The 15,301-nt window shown below is 65.5% G+C and carries 11 protein-coding genes and 1 other RNA gene; 5 read left to right on the top strand and 7 right to left on the bottom strand.

Annotated elements, in window-relative coordinates:
• Nucleotides 1-76 precede the first annotated feature (76 nt).
• The 4 genes from zipA (at nucleotide 77) to ffs (ending at nucleotide 4,932) form a co-directional block, all read left to right on the top strand.
• Nucleotides 77-946: a cell division protein ZipA gene (gene zipA / locus NP552_RS22320; protein ID WP_274097172.1), complete on the top strand. Its 870-nt coding sequence runs from the start codon at nucleotides 77-79 to the stop codon at nucleotides 944-946.
• 120 nt (nucleotides 947-1,066) lie between these two features.
• Nucleotides 1,067-3,421 carry an NAD-dependent DNA ligase LigA gene (gene ligA, locus NP552_RS22315; protein ID WP_229590429.1) on the top strand — a complete coding sequence of 785 codons (2,355 nt, stop codon included), beginning with the start codon at nucleotides 1,067-1,069 and terminating at the stop codon, nucleotides 3,419-3,421.
• Nucleotides 3,422-3,580: 159 nt separating this feature from the next.
• Nucleotides 3,581-4,738 carry a zinc-binding metallopeptidase family protein gene (locus NP552_RS22310; protein WP_274097171.1) on the top strand — a complete coding sequence of 386 codons (1,158 nt, stop codon included), beginning with the start codon at nucleotides 3,581-3,583 and terminating at the stop codon, nucleotides 4,736-4,738.
• Between the two features lie 97 nt (nucleotides 4,739-4,835).
• An RNA gene (gene ffs, locus NP552_RS22305) (signal recognition particle sRNA small type) lies at nucleotides 4,836-4,932 on the top strand.
• Nucleotides 4,933-5,088: 156 nt separating this feature from the next.
• Here the strand turns inward: ffs and NP552_RS22300 are convergent.
• Nucleotides 5,089-5,415, bottom strand: a complete 327-nt coding sequence (locus tag NP552_RS22300; RefSeq protein WP_058542033.1) for a hypothetical protein — start codon at nucleotides 5,413-5,415, stop codon at nucleotides 5,089-5,091.
• 362 nt (nucleotides 5,416-5,777) lie between these two features.
• On the opposite strand from NP552_RS22300, the gene NP552_RS22295 reads away from it, so the two are divergent.
• Nucleotides 5,778-6,110 (top strand): hypothetical protein, encoded by a 333-nt coding sequence (locus NP552_RS22295; RefSeq protein ID WP_043862365.1) that lies wholly within the window; start codon nucleotides 5,778-5,780, stop codon nucleotides 6,108-6,110.
• Nucleotides 6,111-6,163: 53 nt separating this feature from the next.
• On the opposite strand, the gene NP552_RS22290 is transcribed toward NP552_RS22295, so the two are convergent.
• Genes NP552_RS22290 through bcsZ form a run of 6 tightly spaced genes read right to left on the bottom strand, consistent with a single transcriptional unit; the run spans nucleotide 6,164 to nucleotide 15,298 of the window.
• Nucleotides 6,164-7,327 (bottom strand): alginate O-acetyltransferase AlgX-related protein, encoded by a 1,164-nt coding sequence (locus NP552_RS22290; protein WP_274097170.1) that lies wholly within the window; start codon nucleotides 7,325-7,327, stop codon nucleotides 6,164-6,166.
• Complete coding sequence (locus NP552_RS22285; protein ID WP_043862367.1) at nucleotides 7,327-8,742, bottom strand: MBOAT family O-acyltransferase; 1,416 nt, start codon at nucleotides 8,740-8,742, stop codon at nucleotides 7,327-7,329. Before NP552_RS22285 ends, NP552_RS22290 begins: the two co-directional genes overlap by 1 nt.
• A gap of 18 nt (nucleotides 8,743-8,760) precedes the next feature.
• A complete protein-coding gene (locus tag NP552_RS22280; protein WP_274097169.1) occupies nucleotides 8,761-9,432 on the bottom strand; it encodes an alginate O-acetyltransferase AlgF in 672 nt (223 codons plus the stop codon).
• Nucleotides 9,429-10,088, bottom strand: a complete 660-nt coding sequence (locus NP552_RS22275) for an SGNH/GDSL hydrolase family protein (RefSeq protein WP_043862368.1) — start codon at nucleotides 10,086-10,088, stop codon at nucleotides 9,429-9,431. Before NP552_RS22275 ends, NP552_RS22280 begins: the two co-directional genes overlap by 4 nt.
• 18 nt (nucleotides 10,089-10,106) lie before the next feature.
• On the bottom strand, nucleotides 10,107-14,084 hold the full coding sequence (locus NP552_RS22270) for a cellulose biosynthesis protein BcsC (RefSeq protein WP_274097168.1): 3,978 nt from the start codon (nucleotides 14,082-14,084) through the stop codon (nucleotides 10,107-10,109).
• On the bottom strand, nucleotides 14,060-15,298 hold the full coding sequence (gene bcsZ, locus NP552_RS22265) for a cellulose synthase complex periplasmic endoglucanase BcsZ (protein WP_274097167.1): 1,239 nt from the start codon (nucleotides 15,296-15,298) through the stop codon (nucleotides 14,060-14,062). The genes NP552_RS22270 and bcsZ overlap by 25 nt, the downstream gene beginning before the upstream one ends.
• Nucleotides 15,299-15,301 lie beyond the last annotated feature (3 nt).

The raw sequence follows: 15,301 nt of genomic DNA, 5'->3' as shown, positions 1-15,301 counted from the left end.
CATAGAGTTGGCGCCACGTTTTAAAGGGGTTTAAACCCTTTATTTTTCAGCATTTTTCACAGAGGCACGGGATTACATGGAAATCGGTCTGCGCGAGTGGCTGATCGTCATCGGCATCATAGTCATTGCCGGTATTCTTTTTGACGGCTGGCGTCGCATGCGCGGCGGCAAGGGCAAGTTGAAATTCCGTCTGGACCGCAGCTTCTCCAACCTGCCGGACGAAGAGACCAGCGCCGAAGTGCTGGGCCCGCCGCGGGTGCTTGACGACCACAAGGAGCCCCAGCTCGACGAGCACGACCTGCCGTCGATGACGGCTGCGCGCGAGCAGCGCGAGCCGAAGGTGGGCAAGGGGTCCAAGCGCGCCAAACGTACCAGCGAGCCGCAGCAGGGCGACCTGAACCTGGCGGCCGAGCCACGCGAGTCTGACCTGTTCGGCAATGCCGACGACGACTTCCCGGACGAAAGCCCCAAGAGCACCGGCTTCGGTGCCAGCGAAGGCAAGGACCTGCCGCCGGTCGAGGAAGTGCTGGTGATCAGCGTGATTGCCCGCGACGAGAGCGGCTTCAAGGGCCCTGCACTGCTGCAGAACATCCTGGAAAGCGGCCTGCGCTTTGGCGAGATGGACATCTTCCACCGTCACGAAAGCATGGCCGGCAATGGCGAAGTGCTGTTCTCCATGGCCAACGCGGTCAAGCCTGGGGTCTTCGACCTGGACGACATCGACCATTTCAGCACCCGTGCGGTCAGCTTCTTCCTTGGCCTGCCGGGCCCGCGCCATCCCAAGCAGGCGTTCGACGTGATGGTGGCGGCGGCGCGCAAGCTGGCCCATGAACTGAACGGCGAGCTCAAGGATGACCAGCGCAGCGTGATGACCGCGCAGACCATCGAACACTACCGCCAGCGCATCGTCGAGTTCGAGCGCCGCGCCCTGACCCAGAAACGCTGACAGGTATGGCCGCTCCCTGCAGGAGCTGGCCTTGCCGGCGAAAGCTGCCCCGCCGATCCACCGATTTGAACGCCAAGAGCAGCCCCGAGCTGCTCTTTTGCTTTGCAAGAGACGACACACATGACCGCCCAAACCCGCATCCTCGAACTGCGCGCCGAACTCGACCAGCACAACTACCGCTACTACGTGCTCGACGAGCCAAGCGTCCCGGACGCCGAATACGATCGCCTGTTCCGCGAGCTGCAGGCCCTGGAGGCCGAACACCCCGAGCTGGTCACCCCCGATTCCCCCACCCAGCGGGTGGGCGGCGCGGCGCTCTCGGCCTTCACCCAGGTGCGTCACGAGGTGCCGATGCTGAGCCTGGGCAACGCCTTCGAGGAAAGTGACCTGCGCGAGTTCGACCGGCGCGTGGTCGAAGGCCTCGACCTGCCGACCGGCGACCTGTTCGGCGCAGGGGCGGCGGTGGACTACAGCTGCGAACCCAAGCTCGACGGCCTGGCGGTCAGCCTGTTGTACCGTGACGGCCTGCTGGTGCAGGGCGCCACCCGTGGCGACGGCACCACCGGCGAAGACATCAGCGTCAACGTGCGCACCATCCGCAACGTGCCGCTCAAGCTGCAGGGCAAGGGCTGGCCGGCGGTGCTGGAGGTGCGCGGCGAAGTGTTCATGAGCAAGGAGGGCTTCGAACGGCTGAACGCAGCCCAGGCCGAGATCGGCGGCAAGACCTTCGCCAACCCGCGCAACGCCGCCGCCGGCAGCCTGCGCCAGCTCGATTCGAAGATCACCGCCAGCCGCCCCCTGGAGTTCTGCTGCTATGGCGTGGGCCAGGTGTCCGAGGCGATCGCCGACACCCACATCGGCACCCTCGAAAAGCTCAAGGGCTGGGGCATGCCCATCAGCCGCGAACTGCGGCATGCCGCCGGCATCAAGGAATGCCTGGACTACTACCGTGACATCGGCGAGCGGCGCAACGCGCTGCCCTACGAGATCGACGGGGTGGTGTTCAAGGTCAACAGCCTGGCCTCGCAACGCGAACTGGGCTTTCGTGCCCGTGAGCCGCGCTGGGCGATAGCGCACAAGTTCCCGGCCATGGAAGAGCTGACCGAGGTGCTCGACGTCGAGTTCCAGGTTGGTCGCACCGGTGCGGTAACGCCCGTCGCACGGCTCAAGCCGGTCAAGGTGGCCGGCGTGACCGTGGCCAATGCCACCTTGCACAACATGGACGAAGTGGCGCGCCTGGGGGTGATGATCGGCGATACGGTGATCATCCGCCGTGCCGGTGATGTCATCCCGCAGGTCATGCAGGTGGTTACCGAGCGTCGCCCGGCCGATGCGCGTGCGGTGCACATCCCTACCCAGTGCCCGGTGTGTGGCTCGCAGGTCGAGCGCACCCAGCTGGTCAAGCGCAGCAAGGGCAAGGAAACCGTCAGCGAAGGCGCGGTGTACCGCTGCGTCGGCCGCCTGGCCTGTCGCGCGCAGCTCAAGCAGGCGATCATCCACTACGTGTCGCGCCGCGCCATGGACATCGAGGGCCTGGGCGAGAAGAGCGTCGAGCAGTTGGTGGATGAAGGGCTGATTGCCTCGCCGGCAGACCTGTACCGCTTGAAATTCGAAGACATCGTCGACCTCGAAGGCTTTGCCGAGGTGTCCAGCAACAAGCTGCTGGCTGCCATTGCCGACAGCAAGCGCCCGAGCCTGGCACGCTTCATCTACGCCCTTGGCATCCCGGATGTGGGCGAGGAGACCGCCAAGGTGCTGGCGCGCTCGCTGGGCTCGTTGCAGCGCGTGATGGTGGCGTTGCCGCAGGTGCTGACCTACCTGCCGGATATCGGCCTGGAAGTGGCGCACGAGATCCACAACTTCTTCGAGGACGAACATAACCGCAGCGTCATCGCGCAACTGCTCGAGAACGGCCTGCAGTTGCAGGAGGAGGGCGAGCTGGCCGCCGAATTCGCGGCCAGTACGACCCTGGCCGGGTTGATCGCCAAGCTCGACATCCCTTCTGTCGGCCCGACGGGTGCCGAGAAGCTGGTGGCCAAGCTGCAAAGCCTTGAGCGCATCATTGCCGCCGACGGCATCGACCTGCGCCAGGCGCTGGCAGCCAAGCAGGCTGATGCGGTGCGCGAGTTCTTCCTGGTCGAGGCCAACCAGGCACTGGCGCGCAGCGTCGAGGCGCAACTGCGCGAGTTCGGCATGCACTGGGAGAGCGAGAAGAAGGTTGCCCAGGGCTTGCCGCTGGCGGGGCAGACCTGGGTGCTGACCGGTTCGCTGGAGCGCATGAGCCGGGATGTCGCCAAGGACAAGCTGGAGAGCCTGGGGGCCAAGGTGGCGGGGTCTGTTTCGGCCAAGACCCACTGCGTGGTGGCGGGCCCGGGGGCAGGCTCCAAGTTGGCCAAGGCTACTGAGCTGGGGCTCAGGGTGTTGGATGAAGATGCGTTCGTGGCGTTTCTGTCGGAGCAGGGCATAGCGGTGTAGCGGTCACGCGGCCCGCTTCTGCCCGAAGGGCGTGGGAGCGGGCTTGACCCGCGATCGAGCGCGAAGCGCTCGCAACACCTGAGCGCACGGTGCGTCAGGCACACCGCAAGCGCTGTCACGCACATGGTGTAGGCTAGGCTCCAGCCAGGAGGTGGCCCCATGTACCCATTCTTCGAACAGCTCGTCGCCCGTATCGCCGCACCCTTCGTCAGCCAGTCACGCCGCAGCACGCGCGTGTGGCAATGCGAGTGCGGACAGTCCGTGTTCTTTCGCAACAGCCAATGCCTGGCCTGCCAGGCGTCGCTGGGCTACTGGCCCGATACCCACCATGTCGGTACCTTGCTGCCGGCCGCTGTGGACGGCCAGTGGTACCTGGACGGCCAGCCAGAACTCGGCCCGCTCAAGCGTTGCGCCAACCTCGACACCCCGGCTTGCTGCAACTGGCTGCTGGCTGCCGACGACCCCGAAGTGTTCTGCCTGGCCTGTCGCCTCAACCGCACCATCCCCGACCTGTCGTTCACCGAAAACCACTTGCGCTGGCGCAAGCTGGAAACCGCCAAGCGCCGCCTGATTGCGCAACTGCTGCACCTGGGGTTGCCGGTCACGCCCAAGCAAGGCGCAGCCGGCGAGGGCATCGCCTTCGACTTCATCGGCATCGACATTGCCGGCAATCCCCCCACCACCGGCCACGCTGGCGGCCTGATCACCCTGGATATCCGCGAAGCCGACGACGACTGGCGCGAGCAGGTGCGCGTGCAGCTTCAGGAGCCCTACCGGACCGTGCTGGGCCACCTGCGCCACGAGATCGGGCATTACTACTGGGACCGTCTGGTGGCCAGCAGCGCCTGGCTGCAGGACTTCCGCCGCCTGTTCGGCGACGAGCGCGCCAGCTACGCCCAGGCCATGGAGCGCCACTACCAGCAAGGTGCTCCGCTGGACTGGGCCGTCGCCCACGTCAGCGCCTATGCCACCATGCACCCCTGGGAGGACTGGGCCGAAACCTGGGCGCACTACCTGCACATGACCGATGCGGTGGACACCGCCCTTGCGCTGGGCATGGACGCCTCGGTGATGGACCTGGACTATCCGCCGTTCGATGCCCGCAGCTTGTACCAGCCCGAGCACCCTGGGGCGCCTGCGTTCCTGGCGTTCATCAATGCCTGGGTGGAGCTGTCGGCGATGCTCAACGAGCTGTCACGCAGCATGGGCCAGACCGACTTCTACCCGTTCGTGCTGAGTGCGCCGGTGGTGGCCAAGCTGCACTTCATTCACTGCTTGATCCAGGGCGATGCCCCGGCGGCAGTCACAAGTCCTTGAGCCAGAGTGGTTTTTTCACGGTACAGAGGTTGTAACTTCGCGTCAGACCGGTACAATGGCCCCGCTCGCTGCCAGGCGAGCATCGTTATGGTGACCCCATCGGTCCCCCCGCAACGATTACCCGTAAACCTGGTCAGGCCCGGAAGGGAGCAGCCACAGCGGGAACATCGTGTGCCGGGGTGTGGCTGGTGGGGTTGCCTCCATAACGCAAGCCCTTGTCTGCCAGGGGCCGCCTCTACCCAGTTCCCTTTCCCCCGAATACGCATGCAGTGCACTGCTTTCCCTTCGCGCGCACGAAAAATGCCTGCGACCTTATCACTGTCGCAGACACCTCACTCTCTTCAGCGCTATCAGCAGGGCTCGTAAATGAACGCCTTGTAATCGCCACCCTCCCGGTAGATATAGCGCCCGATACATTCAATGTTGGCTATCTGTGCAACGTAGGTAATACGGTCCGGTTTGAATTCCCGTGCCGCGGTGAGCAGCACTTTGGACAGGTCTCTTTTGACGCTTGTCACATGTTGCTCGTTGGTCTGGCTGAAATCGTCGTACTCGATGGCCCAGACGGTATCCACATCCTTCAACTTCTTCCATTGTTGTTCTGCCAGGAAGTTGTTGAAGTTGTCTCGTTCCGATTCCTTGTTGGTGAGGTCCAGCGAAAGCAATACCCTGATCATTGAGTCATTCCTTTGTGCGGTGCGCTAAGGGACGACGCTGCCCGCTGGCAGCGCCCGGCGGGCATGATTGCAGAAGCGCAGCGCTCGCTTCAAGACGCTGTAATTGCGCCGAAACGGCACGCCTTTGAATGTTTCTGTTTATTTTAAAGTGCCTGAAAGCCCTTTGTTCCATAAAAAGACTTTATAGCTCGTGTTTCTTTGCGTAGTAACTTTCCTACATGGCCTTGGCTAAGTTGTTTAGTTGCTGTTTTTTGGTAAATTATTGAATTATTTTAACTCTCAGGTGATGGCCATTTAGCATTGATGGATGAAAAGCGAGTGACTAGGTTGCAAGGGAATTTCACTGCTTATGGGAGCCCACCATGACCCTCTGCCTGTTGTCCCTCGACCTGTCCAATACCGGCGAAGTTCAGCGCGTGGCCTTTTGCAAGGTGCTCAAGGACGATAACTGGAAGCGATTTCGCAATGCCGACGCCACCTGGGAGAAGTCATACGAACTGGCCTACGACGCCCTTGTCGAAAAGCGCGTCAAGACCCTGCTCGAAGCTGCCGCCAATATGGCGGGTATCGAAGAACTGAGGTTCGTGGTGCAAGCCGGCGAGCAGGAGGGCTGGTGTTGCCAGCTGGAGAAGATCCACGGCATCTACCACTTCACCACGTTCGATTCAGCGGCAGATCTGAAAAAGCTTGCCTGAGCATTCGCCAGCGCCCGCCGCGCCGTGTCAACGCGCGCAGCGGGCGTGGTGCCTCATGGCCTGGGGGGCAGCTGCACGTCACCCGCATAGGGCGTCTGCAGGTCGCGCTCGGGTATCTCCCAGATCACCAGCTGTGGCGGCGTCTGCCTGAACGCCGGGCTGTCGAAGTAGGCCTTGGCGGCCCCGGAGAATTCGCCGCCGTCCTTGGCGAAGTTGCCCACAGGTGCCGACAGCGCACGTTGCAGAAAGCCGACAAAGCTCGAGTTGCGCGAAAACGAGGTGCCGATCAGCGCGACGTTCGGCAGGTTGTCGTCGCCGAACAGGTCATCGAGATTGTCGCCCGCATCGCTGACGGCCTCGGCCCTCTCGGTGATGACCGTTGGCGCCACCTGTTCCTGCGGCGGCTGCAAGGCCACTGGCAGCCAATCGATGCCGGCCAGCCGCACCAGGTCCCCGGGGCGCGGTGCCAGAGGCTCCTGGCGGGTGTCGAAGGTCTTGCTGGGGGTGGCGCTCAAGCCCATGCCCTTGACCTGCTCGGCAATGGCCTGGGCAGCGGCCTGGGCGCCGGCTTCGCTCCAGTGGGTATCGGTACGCAGGAACGCACTGGCGCCCAGCGGCTGCAGGCTGGCAGTCAGGTCCAGGGTGGTCACGCCGGCCGCCTGGAGTTTCTGCGCCCACTGCTGGATGCGCGCCTGCGAGGCCGTGGGGCGAGTCAACCCGCACAGCTCGCTGGCGGCGATACGGCTCTTGTCCGGCACCACGCTCACCAGCAGGCGGATACCCCGTTGCTGCAAGCTGCGTTGCAGGGCGATCACCGCATCGACCTTGGCCTGGGCGTTGTCGGCCGCGTGCCGGTCGAGCTTGAGTTCATCGCTCAGAAACAGCCACTGCGTGCAGCCCGGCCGCACCCGCGGCCCGGTGTCGCCCAGCAGCAGCCAGCTGCCGGCCCGTTCCAGGTCGGCGGCCTCGCTCGGCAGCGGCGCCTTGGCCAGCTCCTTGGCAATGCGGTGGGTGATTTCGCCGTGCAGCACCTGGCCATTGGACAGGTGCTTGTCGGGCATCAGCTCGAGCTTGCCGCTGGCCACCAGCCAGCCACAAGACAGCAGGCCGGCACCCAGGAACAGCGCCAGGGTGACGCCGGCGATCGGGCTGGTGCGCAGGGCCAGTGCACTGGGGGGCGTGGGCGCTGTACTGGGAGGAGGTGTCTTCATCGTCATCAGAACTGGAAGTACAGGAAGGGGACCGAATCACGGCTGGCGATCAACGCGAACGACAGCACGAAGCCGGCCACGGGCCACAGGGCAGCGGCATGCACGAACCACGCGCGGCTGGCGAAGCGGTGCTCGGCGCGTGCCTGCCAGATCGGCAGGATGATGCACGCCACGCCCAGCAACGCCGCCAGGCCGTGCACCGGGCGTACGGTGGCTGCCAGTGCCTCGCCCAGGGCAAAGCCGTGCAGGCCGAACTGGCCGGCGTACATCGACAGCGCCGTATGAAAGTCCGGGGCGCGGAACAGTGTCCAGGCCAGGCACACGAACAGCAGCGTCAGGGTGTGCGACAGCACCTTGGGGATCGCCGGCAGGCTGGAACGGCTCCAGGCCCGGTCGACGCACAGCGCGATACCGTGGGCCGAGCCCCACAGCAGGTAGTTCCAGCTGTCCCCGCCATGCCACAGGCCGGCAATGGCCATGGTCAGGAACAGGTTGCGGTAGGTGTTCCAGGTGCCGTGACGGTTGCCGCCCAGGGCGATGTACAGGTAGTCGCGCAGCCAGCTCGAAAGCGACAGGTGCCAGCGCCGCCAGAAGTCCTGGATGCTGCTGGCCAGGTACGGCCGGTTGAAGTTCTCGGGAAAGTGGAAGCCCAGCATCAGGCCCAGGCCGATGGCCATGCAGCTGTAGCCGGCAAAGTCGAAGAACAGTTGCAGCGAATACGCCAGGCAGCCCAGCCACGCGTCCAGGAACGACGGGTTGTCCAGGTGGAAGGCCACGTCCACCAGCGGCGACAGGGTATCGGCCACCAGCACCTTCATGCACATGCCGATCATGAAGCGGCGCGCGCCCAGCGAGAAGTTCTGCCAGTTGAAGTAGCGCTGGTTGAGCTCGCGGCGTACCCAGTCGTAGCGGATGATCGGGCCGGCGATCGAGTGGCCGAACATCGAGATGTAGGTGGCGAAGTTCACGAAGCTGCGCTCTACCGGCACGGTATGGCGGTGCACATCCACCAGGTAGGAAATCGCCTGCAGCACGATGAACGACAGCCCCGCCGGCAACGCCACCCGCTGCCACTCCATCGGCAATGCACCGTAATAGGTGATCAGCTCGTTGTAGTTGGCGGCCAGGATGTTGGCGTACTTGTACCAGCACAGCACCAGCGTATTGAACACGATCAGCGCGGCCAGCAGGCGTATGCGCCCGCGCGAGTCTTCATGGCTGCGGTTCACCAGCAGCCCGCCAACCCACGCGACCACGGTCAGCGCCATGTGCAGCAGCAGGAACAGCGGGCTCAGCCAGCCATAGAACAGCCAGCTGCCGATCAGCAGTACGCCGTTGCGCCAGGCCGGACGGCTCAGCGCGTACACCAGCATGAAGATCGGCAAAAACAGCGTCAGGAACTCGAGTGAGGCGAATACCATGGTGGTGAAGACGTCCGATCAGTTGGAGAGCGTGTCCGTGACGGGCACAAGCTGCGGGCCGCTCGCCGTGGGCAGCAGCAATACGCTGTAGCGCTCGCCGGCCTTGAGTTCGCCCAGGTCCACCGGGCCGCCGACGTTGGCATTGGCGCACACCAGTTGCACCGACAGCTTCACCGGGTTGATCGATCTACGCTGCACGCTGGCCTCTGGCGCGTCCTTGAACAGGTCCGCCGTGCGCCCGGCAGGGCGCAGGCTTGCGCCCTGGCAGGAAGGGTCGAGGTTGACGAAGGCCAGCGAAGCCTTCAGCGCATTGAAGTCGTCGGGTTGCTCGCGTACCACGCGTTGCCGGATGCCGCTGGCGTCCTGCAGGGCGACTACCGTGGCGAATTCGCCAGGAGCAACGCTCAGCTGCAGGGCCGAGCGCTGGCCGTCACGGCTCAGGGTGCCCTTGATGGCCTTGTTGGCTGGTACCGGCAGGTACGCCGACACCGGTTTGGCCGCGTCCAGCTGCAGGCTGGCCCTGGAGCCGTCCGCCACCAGTTGCAGGGTGCCGGGGGCCGCGTTGACGAAGCGCAAGAACGCCGAGTCTTCGCTGGGGCCGGTGGGGTACAGCGCGATCTCCGCCTGGGCCAGTCCCGCGCCGAAGGCGGCGGGCAGGGCCAGCAGTACAGCGTGCAGGGCGCGCTTCATTTCTTGATGCTCGTCACGACCGGCGCCTTGACGATCTCTTCGCTGATCTTCTTGCTCCAGGCCAGGTAGCCCGGGGCGGTCAAATGCTGACCGTCGACCGTGGCCCACTCGCCTTGCTTGGAGAATTTGAGCGAGTCGACGTAGTCGCACGGCGCCACGTTGGCGGCGAGGAACTTGGAGGTCAGTTCGACGCGGGCGTAGGTCTTGCCGTACTTGCCGCCTTCGGTTCCCCAGTTGGGGCCGACCCATACGCACTTGGCCCCGGTGTTGGCGATTTCCTTGGCAAAGCTGGTGGTCTGCTGCCACAGCCAGGCCTTGGGGAAGGCCGGTTTGGTGTAGCTGGCCATGGTGTCGCCCATCACCACGACCACCAGGTCCGGCTTGTCGGCCTTGATCAGGTCGCCGATCGGCCGGGTGGCCGCCTTGCTGCCCAGTACCACGGGCTTTTCGGTGCCACGGCGCTCGGCACCGCCGCAGGTGCCAGGGGTGGCTTTGAGCCAGTCGCCGGCATTGGCGCCGCAGATACCCAGCGAGTGCACCTGGGCACCTTGCTGCACGAGGTTGTCGTGCAGGCTCTTGATCAGGTAATCGGGGGTCGCCAGGTGGCTGTCGCCGATCATCAGAATGGTCAGGCCTGCGAGAAGTGAACTAGCCATGGTTGATACTCCTGCAAATCAATTCGAATAAGGGGAACGGTACGGGTTGACGGGCAACGGCATGGCGCCGCGGCCGTCGTCGAACAGGTAGCGCAGGTACAGGCCACCGGTCCATTGCTGGTAGTCGCGGGCGTTGTCCACACCCAGGGTGCCGCCGAAGAAGAACCCATCGCCCAGCCGGTATTCGCCACTGGCGCCCAGCGAGTAGCCGATGCCGGTCTTGCTCTGCGAGGCATAGGTGGTGCGCAGGGTCGTACCGTCCGTGGCAAAGGCCTGGGAAATTCGTTCCAGCGCCGCTTGTGACTGCCTGTCGCGGAAGTACGGTGCGCTGTCCTGCTCGATGTGCTGCATGCCCACCGAACCCTGCACCTGGTAGCTGAAGTTCGGTCCCCGCTGCGCCCAGCTGACCGGCACACCGATGGAGAAGAAGTTCTGCGGGCTGAAGTAGCCGCCGTGGCCGTAGGTGAAGAAGCTCTGGTTGTTCGCGTAATGCGCCCCGGACACGCTCAGGCCTGCGGTGAGGCGTTCATCCTGATTGTTGAGCAGGTACCAGTAGATGCCGCTGCCCAGTTCACTGCGGGTGTTGGACTCCACGTCGTGACCCAGCAGCTTGTGCCAGGAACCATAGCCGTACATGCCGTAGGTCTGATTGTCATAACCCAGCTGCAGACGACCACCGTTGGAGGTTACGCCACCCCATTGCAGGTCGGTGCGCTTGTCGCGGGCTCCGGCGAAGGAGGTCAGGCTGTCGGTGACCGAGCGCCGGGACAGGTTGAGGTTGTAGCGCCAGTTGCTGCCTTCTGCAAAGGGGCGATCCAGGCTGATGCCGCCCACGGCGGTGTTGTACAGGAAGCCTACCGGGCTCACGCCCAGGTCTGCCTTGAGGCCCTGCGACGGGTTCTCGTAGGCTACGGCCACGCCTACGCCGCTGTCCTTCTGCGAGCCGGGGCTGTCGATGTAGAAGTCCTCTGCTTCTGCAAGCAGGTCGGGTAGCGGCATGGCGAGTATGTTCCTGGCCATTTCGCTGGTGATCCCACCAAAGCGCGAATTGGCGCTCAGCTCGTTTTTCACCCCCCCTGCGTTCAGCGACACAGGCGTGATGCGCAGGGCCAGTCGATCGTCGTTCCACGGCACGCTGATCTCCAGCGGCGCCTCCACATCGGTAATCTTGCCCAGCCCCGATTCGCTGTCGTTACCGCGGAAAGTGACGCCCTGCTTGATTTGCGGGCTGCGCGCCTCGCGAATCGTATCCAGCTCGGTCTGCAGCGCGGCGCGCGGGTCGACCGGTGCCGGCGTGGCGAGCTGCGGCGTGGCCTGGCTGGCCGTGCGCAGGCCAGGTTCGCTGTCGCGACTGGCCAGCAGCACCGGTGCGTCGAACGCCTCGTTGGCGCGGCTGCTGACCTGGGTCTGTGCCGGCTCGGGAATCTCGGCCAGCACCGTTTCGCTCAGGCGCGACTGCTTGCGCTGGCCCGGTTGGCCGACGAAGGGGTTGACGGCAATCGCCTGGCCGAAGGGGTTGAGCACGTTCTGCTCCGGCGGCGCCTGCAAGGCCAGGGCCTGGGCATACAACTGCTCGGCCTTGGCCAGCTTGCCGCGGCCACGGTAATAGCCGGCAGCACTGGTGAGAATCTGCGGGTTCTGCGGGGCCAGTTGCAGGGCCTTTTCAACGGCGCGCTCGGCCTTGTCGGCATCGCCGGCCTGTACGAAGGCCTGGGCGGCGCCCATCTGCACGTCGGCATTGTCCGGGTACTGGCGCAGCAGCGGGGTGAACAGCTCCACCGCCTTGGCCGGGTTGCGGTTGTCCAGGTACATGCGCGCCAGCGACGACACTGCCTGCGGGTCTTGCGGGCGTTGCGCCAGGGCCGGGGCGAGGGTGTCGTAGGCGGCCACCAGGTCGCCCTTTTCACGCAGCAGGTCGGCCTGGCGCACGGTGTACTGGAACACCAGGTCGTCGTAGCTGCGCTGGTCGCCGGCCTGCAGTGGCTGGCTGCGCAGCTCGCGCAGAATCTGGTTCACCTGCACGTCGTCGCCGGCCTTGAGCAGTGCGCCGGCATAGGCCAGGCGCAGGGACGGGGAGGGCGTGCTGCTCTGGGCAATGGCGGTGCGCAGCATGCCCAGCGCATGTTCGGTCTGGCCGATATCGATATAGGTCGCGGCCAGCGCCGAGAGCATGCCGGGGTTGTTGGCCGCTGCCGGTTCGGCGCGTTGCAGCAGCTTCATGGCCTGTTGGCGCTGGCCCTGTTTGGCCAGGTCTGCCGCCTGGCGGGTCAGCAGGTGCAGTTCGATCTCTTCGGCCAGGGTGTGCATGGCGGCGCTGCGCTGGGCCGCGGGCACCTGCGCCAGGCTGCGCTGGGCCGACTGCCACTCGCCCAGGCGGCTGGAGAACAGCGCGCTGGCATACAGCGCCTCGGCCCGCTGCGGGTTGGCCTTGAGCATCTCGTCGATGGTCTGGCGCGCCTTGCCGGAGGCATCGCTCTTGAGGTAGACCTGCGCCAGGTCGTAACGCGCCCACACGTTCTGCGGGTCGTTGCGCACGGCCTCTTCCAGCGCCTTGCGAGCGCCGGCCAGGTCGCCACTGCGCTCGGCGTCGCGGGCCTGGCCTACGGCGATGGCCGCGCGCAGCACGCGCAGGTCGCCCAGGCGTTCGCGCTGGGCATCGCTGAGCCCGTCGATCAGGCGCTGGCTTTCGCCCAGCTTGCCGTTCTGCGCCAGCACGCTGACCAGCCCGCGCAGCGCATCGGGGTTGCCGGCATCCAGGCTCAGGGCCTGGCGATAGGTGGTTTCGGCGCTGTCGAACTGACCCTGGGCGGCCTGCAGGTCGGCCAGGCTGATAGGCCCCTGCACCTGGCGCGGGTTCATCGCGATGGCGCGTTGCAGCAGCTCGCGGGCGTCTTGCGGATTGCCGGCGTCGCGGGCGGCATTGGCCTGGTCCAGCAGCACCCAGTAGCGGTTGCCTTGCAGGGCGCTTTGCCAGCGGCTGCTGTTGCCACGGCTGATGGCCTGCTTGAACAGTGCATCGGCGTCGCCCAGGCGGCCCTGGCGCTGGCGCACGATGCCCAGCCCGCCGAGGGCGTCGGCATCCTGCGCCTGCTCGCGCAAACGGGCCTGGAACGACTGCTCGGCCTGGGGCAGGTCGTTGGCGTCCAGCGCCTTGAAGCCACGCACCAGGTGGCTGTTCTGGCGTTGGACGGCGCTGGCCTGGCTGGCACGGGCACCGCTCTTGAGCTGGTTGCGGATCTCTTCGTCGTCCGGGTAGGCCTTGAGGTAGGCATCGAACAACGGCACTTCGGCGGGGCGCGGCGCACCCAGCCAGGACAGGCCCTGGCGCCAGCCCTCGATCGATTCACTGCCGATCACCGGGTCGTTGGCATAGGACGCCAGCCGGCGAATGCCCTCCACCCGCGTGCTTTCGTTGCGCAGCAGCAGCTTGGCCAGGTTGAGCTTGATCTTGGGGTTGTCCGGCGACTGGCCCTGCAGGCGCTCCAGGCCCTGGCGCGCTTCCTGCCAGCCGGTGGCGGTGTAGCCCAGGTAGCTGTAGAACTCCAGGCCCAGCTCGCCCTGGGGTGCACTGCCACCGAACAGCGTGCGGTATGCCGCCACGGCCTGATCCAGCTCGCCCGATTCGGCGAGTTGGCGGGCCTGCTCCAGTTGCGCGGTGTTATCGGCGCTGTGCAGGGCGATCTCCTGTTGCAGCAACAGGGTCTGACGCTCGCCGGGGTGCGCCTGCCTGAGCTGGTCGAGGTAGCGCTTGGCGCCCTGCGGGCGATTGCCATCAAGCTCCAGCAGGCCAAGGCCGTACAACGCGTCGGCCTGCTGCGGATCGATCAGCAGCAGCTTGCGCCATGCCTCGGTGGCGCGGGTGGTGTCTTTGCGGGCCTGCCAGTATTGACCCTGTTCCAGCAGGACCTTGCCGTTCTCGCTGAGCTCGGCAAAGCTGCTGTTGTGGATCAGGGCGGCAAGCACCCCAATGGCTAGGGTTTGGCGGCGCGAGGGCATGAAGTCTCCCAGAGTGGTTGCAGCTTCCCGTCGTCGAGGAAGTGGTAACGATCATCCATGAAGCCGAGGGCGAACAGGCTCAGCACGAAGTCGTAGTAAGGGGGTTGTCTGGCCTGCAGCGCTTCGGGGCTCAGGCTTTTGCTCATCAGCTGGTCGACACGGGCACGCTGCTGTTCCTGCAGCCAGGGCTGCTGGCGCGCCTTGAAATACGGCAGCAGGGCGGCAGAAAAGCCGAACGGGCCATCGCCGCTGCTGGTGTTGGCCTGCACCTGCACTTTCTCTGGCGGTACGCCGTGGGTCGCGACACTGCGCGCCATGCCGTCGAGGCTGTCGAGGATCGGCTTGGCCAGTGGGTCCTTGGCCGGGGTCATGCCGGCCCACAGGTAGGTGCGGATGGCGTCGTAGCTGCCGGTTTCGCCCTTGACCGGGTCGATCACGAACAGGCCCTTGTCCGGGCCGGTGCCACGGTAGCCCACCCAGTCGGCCACATAGCCGTTGTGGCTCACGCCCTTGATCAGGCTGGCGGTGCTGCGGGCGATCTGGCTCCACGGCCCCTTGGGGTCGACCACCGCCAGGCGTCGCAGCACCGGCACCGGCAGGTAGCTGGGGTTGAGCTGCCAGAAGTGATCGGGCTTGGCAAAGCCCTCCACGCCGGGCAGCAGCATCATGCCCAGGCCCGGCAGCTCGGCCACTTCGCGGGCCTTGATATTGGCCAGCAGCTGGGCAGCCTGGGCGTTGTAGGCCGGGGTGTTCCACAGCCGCGCGGCCTCGCTCAGCGCGTAGGCGAACCACAGGTCGGCGTCCGAGGCCGAGTTGTGGTCCAGCAGGCGCCACTGGCCCTTGTCGTCCAGGCCCCAGATCCACCCCGGCAGGTTCTGCTTGATGTCGCCACCGGCAAGGTTGTTGTTGGCCCACAGCCAGAGCTTGTCGAAGCTGGCCTGGTCGTTGGCCACCAGGGCAAAGAACATCGCGTAGGACTGGCCTTCGGACGAGCTGTGCTGCTGCGGCGTGCTGGCATCGAGCACGCGCCCGTCGGGCTGCACGAAGTGCTGGCGAAACACCTGCCACAACGGCCAGGGGTCGGCCTGGCAGCTGTTGGCCTGGCTCACGCCGGGCAGCAGCAGGGTAAGGGCGCTGGCGCCCAGCAGGCGGCGCAGCAGCGAGCGCGAACGCCTGGCGGGCAACGGTGCGGTGTGTCCGGTTGGCAGAGGCATGCG

The organism is Pseudomonas sp. 8209 (assembly GCF_028682105.1).
In the GTDB taxonomy this organism is placed as follows: Bacteria; Pseudomonadota; Gammaproteobacteria; order Pseudomonadales; family Pseudomonadaceae; genus Aquipseudomonas; species Aquipseudomonas palmensis.
The sequence above is the reverse complement of the archived record's forward strand: the minus strand, read 5'-3'. Positions and strand labels throughout refer to the sequence as shown.